Origin of the sequence: Actinomadura sp. B10D3 (assembly GCF_039871695.1) — a bacterium.
GTDB classification, from domain to species: Bacteria; Actinomycetota; Actinomycetes; order Streptosporangiales; family Streptosporangiaceae; genus Spirillospora; species Spirillospora madurae.
The window spans coordinates 1-17137 of record NZ_JBDPLY010000008.1 but is presented as its reverse complement, the minus strand read 5'-3'; the positions used below and the strand labels follow the sequence as shown (position 1 = coordinate 17137).

Annotated in this window: 12 protein-coding genes; 6 read left to right on the top strand and 6 right to left on the bottom strand. The window is 72.9% G+C overall.

What is annotated here, in order from left to right:
- Positions 1-215: 215 nt before the first annotated feature.
- Positions 216-2105 carry an ATP-binding cassette domain-containing protein gene (locus ABGB11_RS14835; protein ID WP_347632928.1) on the top strand — a complete coding sequence of 630 codons (1890 nt, stop codon included), beginning with the start codon at positions 216-218 and terminating at the stop codon, positions 2103-2105.
- A gap of 7 nt (positions 2106-2112) precedes the next feature.
- Here the strand turns inward: ABGB11_RS14835 and ABGB11_RS14830 are convergent, their stop codons facing one another.
- Entirely contained in the window at positions 2113-5727 is a 3615-nt protein-coding gene (locus ABGB11_RS14830; protein WP_347632926.1) for an AAA family ATPase, read from the bottom strand.
- Positions 5728-5919: 192 nt separating this feature from the next.
- Between ABGB11_RS14830 and ABGB11_RS14825 the strand changes: the two genes are divergently transcribed.
- Positions 5920-6270, top strand: a complete 351-nt coding sequence (locus tag ABGB11_RS14825) for an STAS domain-containing protein (protein ID WP_347632924.1) — start codon at positions 5920-5922, stop codon at positions 6268-6270.
- Here the strand turns inward: ABGB11_RS14825 and ABGB11_RS14820 are convergent.
- The 5 genes from ABGB11_RS14820 to ABGB11_RS14800 form a co-directional block, all read right to left on the bottom strand.
- Positions 6267-7031 carry an SGNH/GDSL hydrolase family protein gene (locus ABGB11_RS14820; RefSeq protein WP_347633292.1) on the bottom strand — a complete coding sequence of 255 codons (765 nt, stop codon included), beginning with the start codon at positions 7029-7031 and terminating at the stop codon, positions 6267-6269. The genes ABGB11_RS14825 and ABGB11_RS14820 overlap by 4 nt on opposite strands.
- Positions 7032-7146: 115 nt before the next feature.
- Complete coding sequence (locus ABGB11_RS14815) at positions 7147-7767, bottom strand: ATP/GTP-binding protein (protein WP_347633290.1); 621 nt, start codon at positions 7765-7767, stop codon at positions 7147-7149.
- Positions 7768-7801: 34 nt separating this feature from the next.
- Positions 7802-8272, bottom strand: coding sequence for a DUF742 domain-containing protein (locus tag ABGB11_RS14810; RefSeq protein WP_033333087.1), 471 nt, complete (start codon positions 8270-8272; stop codon positions 7802-7804).
- A 30-nt stretch (positions 8273-8302) separates the two neighbouring features.
- Complete coding sequence (locus ABGB11_RS14805; protein WP_347632921.1) at positions 8303-8758, bottom strand: roadblock/LC7 domain-containing protein; 456 nt, start codon at positions 8756-8758, stop codon at positions 8303-8305.
- Positions 8755-11901, bottom strand: coding sequence for a nitrate- and nitrite sensing domain-containing protein (locus ABGB11_RS14800; protein ID WP_347632919.1), 3147 nt, complete (start codon positions 11899-11901; stop codon positions 8755-8757). The genes ABGB11_RS14805 and ABGB11_RS14800 overlap by 4 nt, the downstream gene beginning before the upstream one ends.
- An 843-nt stretch (positions 11902-12744) precedes the next feature.
- Between ABGB11_RS14800 and ABGB11_RS14795 the strand changes: the two genes are divergently transcribed.
- The 4 genes from ABGB11_RS14795 to mdlC are packed head-to-tail and all read left to right on the top strand — an operon-like array spanning position 12745 to position 17008.
- Positions 12745-13725, top strand: coding sequence for an ABC transporter substrate-binding protein (locus ABGB11_RS14795; RefSeq protein WP_347632917.1), 981 nt, complete (start codon positions 12745-12747; stop codon positions 13723-13725).
- A gap of 21 nt (positions 13726-13746) precedes the next feature.
- Positions 13747-14556: an ABC transporter permease subunit gene (locus ABGB11_RS14790; protein ID WP_347632915.1), complete on the top strand. Its 810-nt coding sequence runs from the start codon at positions 13747-13749 to the stop codon at positions 14554-14556.
- The gene (locus tag ABGB11_RS14785) at positions 14553-15407 is read left to right on the top strand and encodes an ABC transporter permease (RefSeq protein ID WP_347632913.1); all 855 of its coding nucleotides are present in this window, start codon (positions 14553-14555) and stop codon (positions 15405-15407) included. Before ABGB11_RS14790 ends, ABGB11_RS14785 begins: the two co-directional genes overlap by 4 nt.
- A complete protein-coding gene (gene mdlC / locus ABGB11_RS14780; RefSeq protein ID WP_347632911.1) occupies positions 15404-17008 on the top strand; it encodes a benzoylformate decarboxylase in 1605 nt (534 codons plus the stop codon). The genes ABGB11_RS14785 and mdlC overlap by 4 nt, the downstream gene beginning before the upstream one ends.
- Positions 17009-17137 lie beyond the last annotated feature (129 nt).

The window sequence follows — 17137 nt, the reverse complement described above, 5'->3', positions numbered from 1 at the left end:
CGCATGATTGTCCACAGTCACAAATCACCGCGCTATGTGACACATGAAGCGGACACTCTCCCTCTTAAGGCGCACACTGCCCCTGGCCGGACAGGACGCGCGGAGGGCGGCGCATGGGAGCAGGACGGCGTTTCGCCAGGCGACACGCACAACGCAGGACGGATCGCCGCCACCGCGGCAGGGAGCAGGCACCGCCCGACCCGGGGTTGCCCGAGGTGATTCTCACCTGGCACGCCAGGAACGAGGAGCTCACCGAGACGGGCATGGCCACCATGGCGCGGCGGCTGCCGGCCACGATCGCGCAGGCGGCGGGGCTGGCCTGGCGGGCGAGCCGGGCCGACACGGCCGCGACCATCTCCCTCAACCTCGCCGCCGGGTTCTTCACCGCGTTCTGGCTGCTGGCGACGACCGGCGTGCTGACCGCGCTGTTCGGCTCCGCGCCGACGCCCTCCCGGGTCCGCGAGGCGCTGCCGTCGCTGGCGCTCGTCGCGGCGGCGGTCACCCTGCGCGCCGGGCTGCAGGCCGCGGCGGGCTGGGCTCAGGCGCGGCTGGACCCGCAGGTCGAGCGGCTGGTCGAGCTGAAACTCTACGAGACGACGACCGCGGTGGACCTGACCGCGCTCGACGACTCCGACTTCCTGGACGACCTGAAGCGCGCCCAGGGACGCGGCATGATGGCGGCGCCCATGGTCGTCCAGCACGCCGTGGACGTCCTCACCGGGGCCATCGGCATGATCGCCGCCGCCGGGACCCTCGGCGTGCTGCACCCGATCCTGCTGCCGCTGCTCCTGCTCACCGCCCTGCCCGAAGGGTGGGCGTCCGTCCGCGCCGCGCGGATGCGGTACCGCATGGTGCTGTCGCTGGTCGGGGTGACCCGGCGCAAGTGGATCCTCTCCGACCTGATGGTCGAGCGGCGGCACGCCGCCGAGGTGCGCTCGTTCACCATGCGGCGGTTCCTGCTGGACCAGTACGACCGGTCCGCCTCCTACCAGCGGAGGGTGGAGCTGGACGTGGCCCGCCGGCAGACCCTCGTGAAGATCACCGGGGACGCGATGAAGGGCGTCGCGACCGCGCTCGTCTACATCGCGCTCGGGGTCATGCTGTGGAAGGGCGCCGTGCCGCTGGCGGTAGCGGGCACGGCGGTGCTGGCGATCCGGTCGGGGCAGACCTCCCTCGTCAACCTCGTCTTCGCCGTCAACCGGTGCTACGAGGAGGGCCTCTACTTCAACGACTACATCGAGTTCTGCGCCGCGGCCGAGAAGCGGGTCCCGCGCCGTGCCCTGCCGCCCGCGCCCCTGGAGAAGCGCGAGCGGCTCCCGGACGACTTCGCGTGCATCCGCGTCCGGGACGTGAGCTTCACCTACCCGGGCTCGGACACACCGTCCCTCAGAGGCGTCTCCCTGGACCTGCGCAAGGGTGAGGTGGTCGCGCTCGTCGGCGAGAACGGGTCCGGCAAGACGACCCTCGCCAAGATCATGGCGGGCCTCTACGACCCCGACGGGGGCGAGGTCCGGTGGGACGGGGTCCCGCTGTCGGCGGTGCCGCCGCAGGAGGTGTGGGAGAACATCGCGGTCATCGCGCAGGAGTACACGCACTGGCCGATGACCGCGCGGCAGAACATCACCATGGGCCGCGGGCGCGAGCACCTCCCGGGCGACGCCGAGGACCCCGCGATGCTCGCCGCCGCCCGCGCCGCCGGGGCCGACGAGGTCGTCGGGGAGCTCGCCGACAGGTACGGCACGCTGCTGGACCGCCGCTTCAAGGGCGGCGCCGAGCTGTCGGGCGGGCAGTGGCAGCGGCTCGCCGTCGCCCGCGGCTTCTACCGGGACGCGCCGCTGCTCATCTGCGACGAGCCCACGGCGGCGCTCGACGCCCGCGCCGAGCACCAGCTGTTCGAGCGGATCCGCACGCACGCCGACGGCCGGACCGTCCTGCTGATCACGCACCGGCTCGCCAGCGTCCGCCACGCCGACCGCATCTACGTGCTGGAGCGCGGCGAGGTGACCGAGGAGGGCGACCACGTCTCGCTGATGGCCCGCGGCGGCCTCTACGCCGACCTGTACTCGCTCCAGGCGGCGGCGTACGGGGCCGGCGCCTCCGGCTAGACGCAGGCTAGATGTAGGCGCCGAAGCCGATCGAGGGCTCGCGGGGCGGGGCGTCCGGCATGTCGGCGGGGCGCAGGATCCGCACCTCGGCGGCGTCGACGTCGCCGCCGGAGGTGATCCGCAGCGCCTGCCGGGAGATCGCCGCCTCCAGCAGGTTGCGGACGAGCCGGGCGTTGCCGAACGAGGCGTCCCGCCGGTGCGAGGCCACCAGCCCGCGCAGCGCCTCCACGACGCCCTCGGCCAGCGTGAACCCGGCGTCCGCGGCCATCACCTCGAAGATGGTGACGAGCTCGTCGTCGGAGTAGTCGGGGAAGCGCAGCACCTTCGGGAAGCGGCCGCGCAGGCCCGGGTTCGCCTTGAGGAAGTCCTCCATCTCGGCGTCGTAGCCGGCGACGATGACGACCAGGTCGCCGCGGTGCTCCTCCATCAGCCGCAGGAGCTCGGAGATGGCCTCGTGGCCGAAATCGCGCCGGTCCCCGCCCGCGGAGGTCAGCGCGTACGCCTCGTCCAGGAACAGCACGCCGCCGAGCGCCCGCTCCACGACGGCCCGGACCCGGGGCGCGGTCTGGCCGACGAACTCGGCCACGAGGTCGGCGCGGGTGACCTCGACCAGGTGCCCGGACGACAGCAGCCCCAGCCGCGCGTACACGGCGGCGATCAGCCGGGCGATCGTCGTCTTGGCCGTGCCGGGGTTGCCCATGAACACCATGTGCCGCGCCGGGGCGGCGGGCGCGATGTCGGCGTCGCGGCGCAGCCGGTCGGCGCGGGCCTCGGCGGCCAGCCGCGCCACCTCCTGCTTGATCTCCGTGAGGCCGACCAGCCGCTCGATCTCGGCGAGCGGGTCGCCCGGCACGTCGCCGGCGCCGCGGGTGAGCGTGTCCGGGACGTCCGCCAGCAGGATCTCGTCCAGCGACTCGGTCTCGTCGACGATCCCGTCGGCCAGGACGCGGCGGCCCTGCAGCGCGACCGCGCGGTCGAGCAGGGCGATCATCGCGCGGGCGTTGCCGGCGCCGTGCTCGCGCGGCGCCGACTGGGCGAGAGAGCGGACCTTGTCCAGCACCCCGGGGGCGAGCGCGAACCCGGCGTCCTCGGCCTTGGCCGCGAACACCTCCGCCATCTCGTCGGGCGTGAGGTCGGGGAACCGGACCGTGCGCGGGAAGTACGCGGCCAGGTCGGGATGCGACTTCAGCAGCCCGTTGAGCTCCGCCTCCGGGCCGGTCAGCACCACCACGAGGTCCTCGGGGTGCGCCTGGACGGTGCTGAGCAGCACGTCGAGCGCCTCGCGCCCGCGCACCAGGTCGGGCGCCGCCGACACCAGCGTGTGCGCGTCCCGGACGACGAGGACCCCGCCGTGCGCCTGCTCCACCGTCCGGCGGACCCGCTGGACGCTCTCGCCGGCGTAGTCGCCGAGCAGGTCCGCCCGCTCCACCTCGACCAGGTGGCCGGTCGCCAGCACGCCGAGGTCGGCGTAGATCCGCCCGATGATGCCGGCGACGGTGCTCTTGCCCGTCCCGGGACTGCCGGCGAACACCAGGTGGCGGGGCCGCCAGGTGGCCGGCATGCCCGCCTCGCGGCGCAGCCGCACCGCCTTGGCCTCGGCGACCAGCGCCTCGACCTCGCGCTTGACGGGCTCGATGCCGACGCAGGCGGCCAGCTCGGCGAGCGGGTCGGCCTCGGCGGGCCGCCCCGCGATGAGCCGCTGCGGGAGGTCGGCGGCGGTGACCTCCACCGGGCCGCGCTGCGGGTGCGGCTCGGGCGCCTCGTCCGAAGCCTCGCCGGCTTCGAGGACCTCGCCGGCCTCGGGGGCCGCCGTCCGGTGCTCGGCCGCGGCGAGGGCCTGGCCCGCCATGTGCTCCACCAGCCTGGCCCCGCGCAGGTTGAGCAGCGGCGGGGTGCGGCGCAGGATGCCCGCGGCGGTCGCCGCGACCTCGGGCGCGGCCTTCCCGCCGCGCCGCTCGACGGCCAGCGTGAACAGCTCGGCGAGGTCGTCCTCGGCGAAGTCGCGGGTGCGGGCGACGTCGAACGCCCGGACGAGCGCCGGGTTGGCCTCGAACAGCCGCCGGTCGCCGCCGGGGCGGCACAGCGCGATGACGTTCAGGGACGGCGACCGCGCCATGAGCCGCCGCAGCTCCTCGGCGGCGGCGACGCCGCAGCGCTCGTGGGCGGCGAGCTTCTCCAGGTCGTCCACGACCAGGAGCATCCGCCCCTCCAGGCAGTCGCGGACGCGGGCCTGGAGCCAGAGCACGGCGTCGCTCACGCCCAGCGACGCGAAGACCTGGTCGGAGATCCACAGCGACTCGCGGACGGCGCCGCCCTTGGCCAGCAGGCTCTCGGCGATCTCGGCGGCGGTGCCCTTCCCGGTGCCCTCCGGGCCGGCGACCAGCAGCCGGACGGGCCGGACGCCGTCCAGCCGGGCGGACACCGCGTCCATCAGCACGCGGGACAGCTCCGGCTGCCCGACCAGCGGCGTCCCGTCCGCCTCGGGCCGCGTGGGACGTTCCTTCGCGCCACCGCCGGCGGCCCCGCCGGACCCGAACGCCAGCGTGTTGAAGACCCGGCGGACGGTGAACAGGCGCCGCAGGTCGGCCTGGAACGGGCGCACCGGCACGCGGCAGCGCGGGCTGACCGGCGCGTCCGGCAGGCCCTGCACCGCGCCGGTGACGCGCACCGCCATGTCGAGCCAGGCGCGGGCGGCGTCCGCCTCGCCCGCGACCAGGCCCCGGGCGAGCCAGGCCCGCACCTCGTACTGCCACGCCTCGGCCGAGAAGCCCTCGCGCGCCGCGCGGAACCGCTCCTCCACGGTCTCGTAGCGCGCCGTGCCGAGCACCACCGCGAGCTCGGCCGGGACGACCGGCGCCTCGGCCGCGAGCAGCAGCCGGGCGAGCGCCGTGTCCGGCTCGTCGCCGTCGGCGACCGTCCCGGCCAGGCGCTCGTGCGCGGTGTCCAGGCCGCCGACCGCCCAGCCCAGGTAGCCCACCGGGCCGGAGAGCTCGGGCAGGACGGCCAGCTCCTCGTCGGTCAGGCCGGAGACCCAGGCGTCCTCCAGCCGGCGGTTGGGGACGGTCATGTCGATCTCGCGCAGCTCCGGGTCGGCGGCGCGCCGGTCGAACAGGTCCATCAGCGCGCGGCGGCGGCGCTCGATCGGCTCCAGGCCCTCGAAGACGTCCAGGCCGTCCCGCGCCAGCTCGAACATCACGGCGCGCCGCTCGCGGTCGTCTCCGGCGGGCTCGGGGAGCCACAGGCCCGGCGGGCGCCACCGGCCGCCCTGGGTGAACCACGCCACCGGGTCCCGGACCGCGGACTCGGGCGTCGCCAGGAAGTCCGACAGCAGCTCGTAGTCCACGTCGCCCCGCGAGCCGCCCCGGACCGCGGAGGCGCCCAGCAGGAAGGTGAGCAGCGACCACTGCTCCGCCCCGGCGGCGCTGGTGTCGCTCCCGTAGAAGTCGCTGAGCTGCCTCGTCAGCACGACGGCGCGCTGGTCGGTGTTGTAGGCCACCGCCCGTTCGCGCATCTCCTCGTACAGGCCGTCGGGCACGCGCCAGGGGCCGTACGCGTACACGTCGAGCACGGGCTCCTCGGTGAGCAGCACTTCGAGATGGTCCGGCAGCCGGGGGGAACTCACCTGGGGTCGTCTCCTACACAGCGGATCGAGGCAATCACATCCGACAAGCACCCTACGACCCGCCACGATCACGCACACCCCTGTTAGGCCCCGGGTTGGCAGGTGGCCCGCCGTCGGCGATAGTTGTCGGGCGGAAAGTGTCCGGCGGACGGCCGTCCGCCGATGCCTTCACTCACAAGAGGGGAACCCCCCGTGTCGCCTTTGGAAGTCACCACACGGCCGGACGGCGGGCGCGCCGTCGTCCGGGTGCGCGGAAAACTCGATATCGCCTGCGCGGACGACCTGCGCGGGCACCTGAACGAGGCCCGCCGCGAGCACGGCGACCACCTCGTCCTGGACCTGGCCGCCCTGGAGTTCATGGACTCCGGCGGGCTCTCGGTGATCGTGGCCTGCTACAAGGCGGTGACCGCGGCGGGCGGGAGCCTCGTCCTCGCGGCACCGCGGCCCATCGTCCGCCGCGCCCTGGAGATCACCGGCCTGCACCGCCGCATCCCCGTCACCCAGACCCTGGAGGACGCCCTGGCCCAGCCGGACCCCGCCTAGAGCGGCAGCGGGGTGGGCCGCTTGGGGCCCCGGCCGTCGCCCGACGAGCGGCCGGTGGCCCGGCGGCCGATCCACGGGAGCAGGTACGTCCGCGCCCAGTGGACATCCTCGCGCCGCAGGGTGATCCAGTCGGCGCGGTCCAGCGGCGGCCAGGGCTCGCGCCAGTCGTCCTCGACCGGGAGGCCGATGGCCTCGGCGACGAAGAGGGCCATGCGCCGGTGCCCCTCGGGCGACAGGTGCAGGCGGTCCTCGAACCAGGCGCGCGGGTCGTTGAAGATCCGCATCGGCCACAGGTCCACGACGGTGCAGCCGCGCCGGTCGGCGATCGCGCGCAGGTGCATGTTGTAGGTCGCGGCCTTCCCCCGGATCCGGCCACCGCTGCGCAGCCCGCGCGGGTCGAACCCGGTGAAGATCACGACGCGGGCGCCGGTGCCGCGCAGCCGCCGGACCGCGTCATCGAAGACCACCGCGGCGGCGTCGGGGTCGGCGCCGGGACGGATCATGTCGTTGCCGCCCGCGCAGAGCGTCACCAGGTCGGGATCGAGTTCGAGGGCATGCGGCACCTGGTCGGCCACGATCTGCCGGACGAGCTTGCCCCGGACGGCGAGGTTGGCGTAGCTCAGGCCCGGGTTGACCTCGGCGATGTGCTCGGCGAGCCGGTCCGCCCAGCCGCGGAAGACGTCGTCCTCACCGGGGTAGGGGTCGTTGAGGCCCTCGGTGAAGCTGTCGCCGATGGCCACGTACGTCCGGATCTGCTCCATTTCCCGCATCGCTACCCCTTGCACGATTCATGGTCGAACACGCGAATCAATCATGCATCGTGCACACAAGCTACGCGACCGTAGCCCGGCGGCCGCGGGCGGGGCCCCGGCCCGGCTACGTCCAGCTCGGCGACGTGGTGCCGATCTGGCCGCCGGGGGCACCGGGCGGCTGCGCGGGCGCGGCGGCGTGCTGCCCGCCCGAGTGCACCGTCATCGCGTGCTTGACGAGCGTGATCAGCACCTGCTTGGTCGACTCGCGGCTGCGCGCGTCGCACTGCACGATCGGCACGTGCGAGCTGATCGACAGGGCGTCGCGGATGTCCTCGACGGCGTACTGGAACTCGCCGTGGAACCCGTTGACGCCCACCACGAACGGCAGGCCGAGTTCCTCGAAGTAGTCGACCGCGGCGAAGCAGTCCTCCAGCCGGCGGGTGTCGACCAGCACGACGGCGCCGATCGCGCCGCGGACCAGGTCGTCCCACATGAACCAGAAGCGGTGCTGCCCGGGCGTGCCGAACAGGTAGAGGATCAGCTCGCTGTCGAGCGACACGCGCCCGAAGTCCATCGCGACCGTGGTGGTCGTCTTGTCCGGGACGGCCGACAGGTCGTCCACGTCGGCGCTGGCCGCGGTCATCACCGCCTCGGTGGTGAGCGGCATGATCTCCGAGACCGAGCCGACGAACGTGGTCTTGCCGACACCGAAGCCACCGCCGACGACGATCTTGACCGAGGTCAGCTCGGCCTCCCCGCCGTGCGGCCCCGGGACCTGGTCAGAGCTTCCGAAGGCCACTGAGCACCCTTTCTAGCAAGCGGAGGTCCGGCTGTCCGCCGGCGGTGGTTGCGGGCTGCGACTGGTGGAGCCGCAGCAGGCCCTCGACGGCCATGTCGGCGACCAGCACGCGCGCCACGCCGAGCGGCAGGCGCAGCAGCGCGGAGACCTCGGCCACCGAGCGGGCGGACCGGCACAGGTCCATGATCGCCCGGTACTCCGGCGTCAGCACGGCGACGTCCCGCGGCGGATACGGCGCCGCGGTGACCAGGGCCTCGATGGCCAGGTCGTAGCGCGGCTTGGTCCGCCCACCGGTCACCGCGTAGGGGCGCACCAGCGAGCTGGTGTCGCTCTCCTCGCGCGCGGGGCGTCCCGGCGGCGGGACCCGTCCCTGGTCACCCGGCCAGCGCCCGGGTCCCCCCGGGACGCCGGGTCCTCCGGGACCGCCTCCGAAGGGACTGCCTCGATCCATGTCGCCGACCTCCGTCAGAGTCAGTCACGGTCAATAGCGGGCGGGCCCGGCGCCCATCTCGGTCACGGGAGGCCCCGAGTACGGGGGCTGCTGTTGCTGCTCCTGGGCGCGCAGCGCAGGGGTCAGCACCCGTCCCACCCGCTCCACCAGCAGCGTCATCTCGTAGGCGACCAGCCCGAGATCGCAGTCGGGCGCCGCCAGCACCGCGAACACCGACCCGTTCGTGATCGACATGACGAACAGCAGGCCGCGGTCCATCTCCACGACGGTCTGGTTCACCCCGCCGGCGTCGAAGATCTTCGCCGCCCCCTGGGTGAGGCTCATCAGTCCCGAGGCGATCGCCGAGAGCTGGTCCGCCCGCTCGGGCGGGAAACCCGACGAGTACGCCATCGGCAGTCCGTCCGAGGAGACCACGACGGCGTGTGCGACCTTCGCGACACGGTCCGCGAAGTTCGTCACCAACCAGTTGAGATCCTGCCCGCTCACCGGGTGCCTCCTGTCTCGCCGTCACCCTGTGACGGCGCTTCACCTGACGTGCCTGCGCCGCGTGCCTCGTTGCGTCCACGGTGGACACCGCGCTGCAGGCTCGCGAAGCGGTTGCGTACGACGTCGGCCGACTGGCCGAAACCCTGACCCTGCTGGCCCTGCACCTGCTGGTCGTGCGGCGGCCGCGGCGGCGCGGCCTGCCCGGGGGCGCCCCCGCCCGGCGGGCCCGGCGGCGGTCCCGCCGGGGCCTGCGGCGCGTCCTGCGCGGCCCGGCCGACCGCGCCGGGGATGCGGTTCTTGCCGGGCACCCGCTTCGGCAGCCCGACGCTGGTGCGCGTCGCCGCCACCGGCTCGCGGGCGGCCTCGGCGGCGCGGAAGCCCGCGTCCGCCGGCGACTCCCAGCCCTTGACCGGGTCCTCCCCGGAGGAGCCTCCCGATCTGCGCTGGAACCACTCCGACTGCATCGCGTCGAAGATGGGCGAGCGCTCGGGCAGCCGCGGCGGCGCCGCCGGCTCCGCCCGCGCGGCCGGCGCCGCGGCCCGCACGGCCGGTTCGGGGACGGGTGGTGGTTCCTGAATGGAGCCCTCCGGCTGGTGGGGAACGGACATGGCGGACGGCGGCGACGGGTCGCCGACCTGCTCCAGCGGCCCGGTCTCCCACGGGATCTGCCGGGCGCCGGGCTCGGGCACCATCGGCTGCGCCTCCGGGACGACCGGCTGCGGCCCGGTCCGCCCGCCGGGGCGGTAGGAGCCGTTGCCGGCCTCGGCGTCCTGCCCGCGCTCGTTGCGCGGCTGGAAGAGGCCGTTGGAGGAGCCGCCGTCGGACGGGCGGCCCTGCAGGTGCGTGCCCGGCTCGCGGACGGGCAGCTCGCCCGGCCGGCGCGGCTGCTGCCGCTCCCCCGTCTCGTACGGGTCGTCCACCGGCTGCCGCCGTTCCCGGGGCGGGCGCCGCTCGATGGGCGGCGGCACCACCGGGTGCGAGCCGGTGCCGTAGGGGTCCTGCCCGCCCGGGGCGCCGGCCGGGATCGGGCCGGTCTCGCCGAGGCCCGGCTGCGGGCCGGTGCCGCCGCGGACCGGGCGGAGCGGGCCGGTGCCGCCGACCATCGGGTGGCCGCCGGTGCCGCCCGGCAGGGGGGCGGCGGAGCCGTACTCGTCCTGCCGGAACCCGCCCGCGGGGGGCTCGGCGGCGGTGGTCAGCGCGGCGAGCTGGCCGTGCGCCCCCGCCTCGCGCGGGGCGAGGCCGGGGCGGGTGCCGATGCCGCCGGACTCGCCGGGCGTGATGACCGCGTCGGGCAGCACCACGAACGCGGTGAGCCCGCCGCCCTGGGCGGCCCGCAGCTCGACGCGGATGCCGTGCCGGACCGCCAGGCGGCCGACCACGAACAGGCCCATGCGGCGGGCCGCGGAGAAGTCGATGACGGGCGGGTTCGCGAGCCGCCAGTTGGCCTGCTCCAGATCCTCGGCGGACATGCCCACACCGTTGTCGGTGATCTGCAGCATCGCGCCGCCGCCGCTCAGCATCTGCCCCGAGACCGTCACCTTGGTGTGCTCGGACGAGAACACCGTCGCGTTCTCCACCAGCTCGGCGAGCAGGTGGACGAGGTCGTTGACGACGGGGCCGGCGACGGTCATCTCGCCTTGAACCCGCAGGGCCACCCGCTCGTACTGCTCAACCTCGGACAGCGAGGCGCGGACGACGTCGATCAGCGGGACCGCCTGGTTCCACCGGCGCACCTGCTCCTGGCCGCCGAGGACGAGGAGGTTCTCGCAGTTGCGACGCATGCGGGTGGCGAGGTGGTCCAGCCGGAAGAGGTTCCCGAGCTGCTCCTCGTCGCGCTCGCTCTGCTCCAGCTCCTCGATGAGGCGGAGCTGGCGCTCGATCAGCGACTGGCTGCGGCGGGAGAGGTTGACGAACATCGCGTTGATGTTGCCGCGCAGCACCGCCTCGTCGGCCGCGAGCCGGACCGCCTCGCGGTGGACCTCGTCGAAGGCCCGCGCGACCTGGCCGATTTCGTCGGTGGAGTCGATCTCGATCGGCTTGACCTCGATGCCGCCCGCGGCGGCCTCGGGATCGCGCAGCCGGTCCACCAGGCCCGGCAGCCGGGTGCTCGCCACGTCCAGCGCGCCGGACTGCAGCCGGCGCAGCGGCCGCACCAGCGAGCGGGCCATCACGATCGTGATCATCAGGACGATCAGCAGCAGCGCCGTCACGATGGCGCCGTCGATCATCGCGTCGGTGCGCGCCGCGGCGACGTTGTCGTCGCTCTGCTCCTTGATCGCGTCGGCCAGCTCCTTCTCGACCGCGCGCATCTTGTCGATCATGTCGGTCATCGCCGCGCGGATCCCGTTGGCGGACCGGGCGGTGCCGAGCGAGCGGGGCAGCAGGCCGCCGCTCGTGCTCGCCGCCTGGAGCACCCGCTGCCGCAGGTCCTTGCCCTGGTCGACCTTGGTGCCGACGACGGTGTCCTCGAACCGCTGCGCCTGGTCCAGGGACGCCGAGCCGCGGAAGGCCGCGAGCTCGCCGTCCTCCTGGGCGCGGGCGGCGCTCAGCTCGTTCAGCTCCTGCGGGGTCAGCTGCCGCAGCCGCGCGCCGATGAGGAGCACGGCCCGCTGCCTGGAGACCGCCTCCTTGGCGCGGGCGAGCGCGCCGAGCGCACGGCTCGACTCCGCCAGGGTGTCGTCGGCCACGTTCTGCGAGATTCCGTCGAGGACGGCGACGAGCTCCTGGGCGGGCTCGGTGTACTTCTCCAGGACGATGAAGGCCGGGACCTTGGTGCCGACGACGAGGGAGCGCAGCGCCCTGAGCCCGCCGATGCGGCTCGTGACCGTCGCCGCGTCGCGGACGGCCTCGGTGCCGTAGGAACCGTTGATGCGGGAGGCCGCCGCCCGCACCCGCCTGACCACGGAGTCGGTCTGCCGCTGCTGCGCCTCGAGCTCGGGGCGCAGGGCGTCGGGCCGGCCGGCCGCGATGAACTCCACCGCCCGGTCCCGTTCGGCGGTGAACTCCTGGACGAATCCGGTGATCCCCTGCCCGAGCTCCGCCATCCGCTCGACGCGCCCGTACGACTCCGCCTCGCTGACGGAACCGGAGATGCGCAGTCCTGAGAGCACGACCGCGGCGACCGTCGGAACCAGGATCAACACGATGAGCCGCTGAGGCACACGCCAGTTCCGCAGGCTCAGTCTGCCGCCCGACCGTGTCGAATGGTCCGACCCCACCTCGACGTCACCAGGCCGAGGATGGTCGCGACCTTCGTCGCTTGGTTGCATCCGCCGTTTACACCCTCTCCCTCACGATGCCGCACTCTCCGTGACCTCGCTGCCGCGAAGGGTCAATGCAACATCGTCTCCACCTCCGGCGCACGACATTGCAGCACATCCACGGATAGGCCGCAAAGGACCATAGGCGAGTCGATATCAGCCAATGCCGGGATCATAACTTTATGCCCATATGTCCGATTCAACGAGTACGGTCGGTCACGCTCCGTGCCGATACATAACGTCATCTCTTGGATACGTCAGGTAACAGAGCCAGCTTGCCCTCATCGCTCGGCGGCAGCCCCGCTCCGCGCCGGCACCCCGTCGCCCCCGGCCCCTCACGCTGCGAATTGGTCCGGCGATCGACCGTCACCAATGGGCTTAACACCATTGCAACAACGGCGAAATCCCATTGGACGGAACGTCCCGTACGGCGCGATATCGCTTATGCGGCAGGGCCTCCCGAGGCACGGGGCGGGCCCGTCACCGGGGAGAACGCCCCGTCGTCACCATGCGTGCCACCGGACACACGGGACGCATAGGACACAAGAGAGTCACACAATTCGGTTGGAAACCGTGCAAGCCAGGCAGCCCGCGATACGCTCCCGACGCACGTGATCTTCAGGCGCGGCGGGTGTCGTGGCTACAGTCGTACCCCCTGGCTCGGATGCCTTGGGCCCCCCAAGCCCTGCCGAAGCAGCTTCCCCCATCGAGTTAAGGAGTGCCGAGATGCGGCAATCCCTACGTCTATCCGCGCTGGTCAGCGCGTTCGCCCTGGTCGCCTCGGTCATCGCCGGCTGCGGAGACTCCGATTCCTCCGGCGGAGGCAAGGGTCTCGAAACCGACACGATCAAGGTGGCGTCGCTTCCCCTGGTCGACGGCGCGGCCCTCTACGTCGCCCAGAAGGCGAAGCTCTTCGAGGCCGAGGGCCTGAACGTCAAGATCGTGCCGGTCCAGCAGAGCATCCTGGCGCTGCCCGCCCTCACCAAGGGCGACGTGAACGTCATCGCCGGCGCCAACTACGTCTCGTTCCTGCAGGCGAACGAGAAGGGGACGCTGAAGCTCAGCATCCTGGCCGAGGCGGCGACGCTCACCTCCAACATGATGAACGTCCTGGTCATGCCGGACTCCAAGATCAAGACGGCGAAGGACCTTGAGGGCAAGAAGGTCGCGGTCAACATCCTGAACAACATCCAGTCGCTCACGCTGGACGCGATCCTCAAGGCGAACAACGTCGACCCCAAGAAGGTCCAGTACGTCCAGGTGCCCTTCCCGCAGATGGCCACCGCCCTGCAGAAGGGACAGGTCGACTCCATCCACACGGTCGAGCCGTTCCTCTCCGACACCGAGAAGAAGCTCGGCGCCCGCGTCGCCGTCGACGGCGGCAGCGAGCCGGTGACCGACCTGCCGATCAGCGGTTTCGTGACCACGCAGGACTGGTCCAAGAAGAACCCGAAGACGGCCGCCGCGTTCCAGCGCGCGATCATCAAGGCGCAGAAGATGGCCGCCCAGGACCGCAAGAAGGTCGAGGAGGTCCTGCCGGGCTACGCCAAGATCGACCCGCAGGTCGCCTCGGTCATCACGCTGCCGGGCTTCCCCACCTCGCTGAGCAAGACCCGCATGCAGCGGGTCGCGGAGCTGATGACGACGTCCGGCCTGCTCAAGGAGAAGCCGGACCTGAACGCCGTCCTCTTCCAGCCGACGTCGTGACGGCGGGACACTGATCACCTCATGGCACACGAGTCGACGCCGCCCCGCGGCCTCTCGCGCCCGGGCATCTGGGTGCGGGGGGCCGCAGGGGTGGCGGTCCTGTTCCTGGCGAGCGAACTCCTCGGCAGGGCCGGGATTGTGGACCGTTCCTATCTGCCCCCCGCGTCCACCATCACCGCCCGCGCCTTCGAACTCGCCGGAGACCCGGACTTCCTGTTCAACGTCCGCGTCACCATCACCGCCTGGGCCCTCGGGCTCCTGATCGCCGTCGCGATCGCGGTCCCGCTCGGGCTGCTGTTCGGCAGCGTCCCCGCGGTCAACACCGCGGTCAGGGCGATCGTGGAGTTCCTGCGCCCGATCCCCTCGGTCGCGCTCATCCCGCTCGCCGCCCTGCTGCTCGGCTCCGGGCTCAAGATGGAGGTGCCGCTCATCGTCTACGCCTGCAGCTGGCCCATCCTGTTCAACACCATCTACGGGCTGGACGACGTCGACCCGACGGCGAAGGAGACCCTGCGCAGCTTCGGCTTCGGCCGGCTGCAGGTACTGCTGCGCGTCTCGCTGCCGAGCGCCGCCCCGTTCATCGCGACCGGCGTGCGGCTGGCCGCCTCGATCGCGCTGATCCTGGCCGTCGGCACCGAGATCCTGTCCGGCTTCGGCGACGGGCTCGGCATGTTCATCGCGCAGGCCGGCAACGTCCCCGACGGCACCGTCGACGTCCTCGCCGGTACGGTGTGGGCCGGGTGCCTCGGCCTGATCATCGACACGGTGCTCGGACAGGGTGAGAACCGCCTGTTCCGCTGGCACCGGGCGCAAGGGAGTGGTGCCTCGTGACCGCGGCGACCCTGACCACCGCGGGCTCCGCCCGGCGGCGCGCCGGCCTGGCGGGGCGGCTGGCCGGGGGCGCGCTGCACCGCCTGCTCCCGCTGGTGATCCTCGTCGCCGGCTGGGAGGCGGCGACGCAGGTCTCCGACAGCCCGTTCTTCCCGCCGCCCTCGGAGATCGTCGGGCGTATGCGGGACATGTGGCTGTCCGGCCCGGCCGACCACCTGTACTTCAGCGCGAAGGCGGGCACCTCCATCGTGCCCAGCCTCAGCCGGATGTTCCTCGCGCTGGCGCTGTCGATCGTGGTCGGCGTCGTCATCGGCATGGCGCTCGGCCGTTCGCAGAAGGTGCTGGCCTACCTGCAGCCGCTGCTCCAGTTCGCCCGGGTGATCCCGCCGCCCACCCTGGTGCCGGTGTTCATCGTCCTGTTCGAGCTCGGCACCCAGATGCAGGTGGCCTCCATCATCTTCAGCGCCATCTGGCCCGTCCTGCTGAACACGGCGGACGGGGCGCGCAGCGTCGACCGCGTGCAGATGGAGACGGCGGAGTCGTTCCGGTTCTCCGCGGTCGACCGGATGCGGTTCGTCATCTTCCCGTCCGCGCTGCCGAAGATCTTCGCGGGGGTGCGGCTGGCACTGTCCCTGTCGCTCATCCTGATGGTGTTCTCGGAGCTGCTCCCCGGCACCTCCGACGGCCTCGGCTTCGAGCTGACCAACGCGCAGAGCCAGTCCGACCTGCCGACCATCTGGGCGGTCATCGTGCTGCTCGGGATCCTCGGCTACCTGTTCAACTCGATTCTCCTCGCCGTGGAACGCCGGGTGCTCGCCCGCCACCGCGGTGCACGAAAGGCGGATGCATGACCTCCGAGCTCACCGTCCGGGAAGCCTTCTTCGACTTCTGCCGGAGCGTGGGGATGACCACCCTGTTCGGCAACCCGGGCTCCACCGAGCTGCGGATGTTCCGCGACTTCCCCGCGGACTTCGAGTACGTCCTGGCGCTGCAGGAGACGGTCGCGGTCGCGGCGGCCGCGGGCCACTCGCTCGGCACCGGCAACGCGACCCTGGTCAGCCTGCACTCCGCCGGGGGCGTCGGGCACTCCCTCGGCGCGGTCTTCAACGCCTACCGCGACCGGGTGCCGGTCGTCGTGATCGCGGGCCAGCAGTCCCGGGCCATGCTGCCGCACCGCCCGTTCCTCGGCGCCGACGAGCCGGCGCAGTTCCCGCGCCCCTACGTCAAGTGGAGCCGGCAGCCCGAGCGCGCCGAGGACGTGCCCGCCGCGCTCGCCGAGGCGTACCGGGTGGCGATGACGCCGCCGCGCGGGCCGGTCTTCCTGTCCGTCCCCGAGGACGACTGGGACCGGCCGGCCCGGCCCGTCCCGCACCGCGAGCTGCGGACCGGCTTCACCGCGCCCCCGGCCGTGCTCCAGGAGGTGGCGGGCGCGCTCAACGAGGCGGCGAACCCGGTCCTCATCGTGGGCGCGGGCGTGGACGACGAAGGGGCGTTGCCCGGCGTGGTGAGCCTGGCCGAGCGGATCGGCGCGCCGGTGTGGATCAGCCCGCTGTCTGGGCGGTCCGGCTTCCCCGAGGACCACCCGCTGTTCCGCGGGTTCCTGCCGCCCGTCCGCGACCAGCTCTCCCGGCGGCTTGAGGACCACGACGTCATCCTCGCGCTGGGCACGCCGATCTTCACCTACCACGTGCACTCCGAGGGCCGCTTCATCCCGGACGGCTCGCGCCTGTTCCACCTGGACTGCGACCCCGCGCAGGCCGCGTGGGCGCCGGTCGGCACCAGCGTCCTCACCACGATCGACGCCGCCGTGTCCGGGCTGCTCGACCTCGTGGACAAGGCCGACCGGCCGCTCCCCGAGCCGCGGGTCCCGCTCGCCAAGCCGCAGGCCGCCGACCCGATCGACCCGGCCTTCGTCGTCGAGACGTTGAAGGAGCGGATGCCGGAGGACGCCGTCGTCGTGGAGGAGGTCCCGAGCTACCGGGAGATGTTCCACGCGCGGCTGCCGATCACGCGCTCCGGGGGGTTCCTGACCACCGGGAGCGGGGCGCTCGGCTGGGGGCTGCCGGTCGCGGTCGGGCGGGCGCTCACCGGATCGGGCGAGCGCGTCGTCTGCGTCATCGGCGACGGCTCGATCATGTACTCGGTGCAGGGGCTGTGGACCGCCGCGCAGCACCGGGTCCCGATGACCGTGATCGTCCTCAACAACCAGGGCTACGGCGCGGTCAAGGCCCTCGGCCGCCGGATCGACCTGGAGACCGTCCCGGGCACCGACCTTCCGGGGATCGACTTCGTGGAGGTGGCCGGCGGGCTCGGCTGCCCCGGCCGGACCGTCACGACGGCCGCGGAGCTGGACGCCGCGATGGCCGAGGGCCTCGGCCACGACGGGCCGTTCCTCATCGACGTCCGCGTCACTCCGGACGACACCGCCGCCTACCAGCCGGAGGCGCACTGACCCAGGGATCCGGCAAGGTCGTGAAATGAGGGTGTGACCTGCGGGATCGCTGGTCCGGTAGGCGGGTTTGGGGGTTCGCAAGTAGCGGGTGGGGCCCGCGCGGTTCGATGGAAGTTCTCACGCTCACCA

What these genes read in the sequence shown, in the direction of transcription:
- ABGB11_RS14820 (WP_347633292.1), bottom strand. Translation starts at nt 7,031, where the DNA reads ATGGAGCAGATCCGGACGTACGTGGCCATCGGCGACAGCTTCACCGAG.
- ABGB11_RS14795 (WP_347632917.1), top strand. Translation starts at nt 12,745, where the DNA reads ATGCGGCAATCCCTACGTCTATCCGCGCTGGTCAGCGCGTTCGCCCTG.
- ABGB11_RS14810 (WP_033333087.1), bottom strand. Translation starts at nt 8,272, where the DNA reads ATGGATCGAGGCAGTCCCTTCGGAGGCGGTCCCGGAGGACCCGGCGTC.
- mdlC (WP_347632911.1), top strand. Translation starts at nt 15,404, where the DNA reads ATGACCTCCGAGCTCACCGTCCGGGAAGCCTTCTTCGACTTCTGCCGG.
- ABGB11_RS14790 (WP_347632915.1), top strand. Translation starts at nt 13,747, where the DNA reads ATGGCACACGAGTCGACGCCGCCCCGCGGCCTCTCGCGCCCGGGCATC.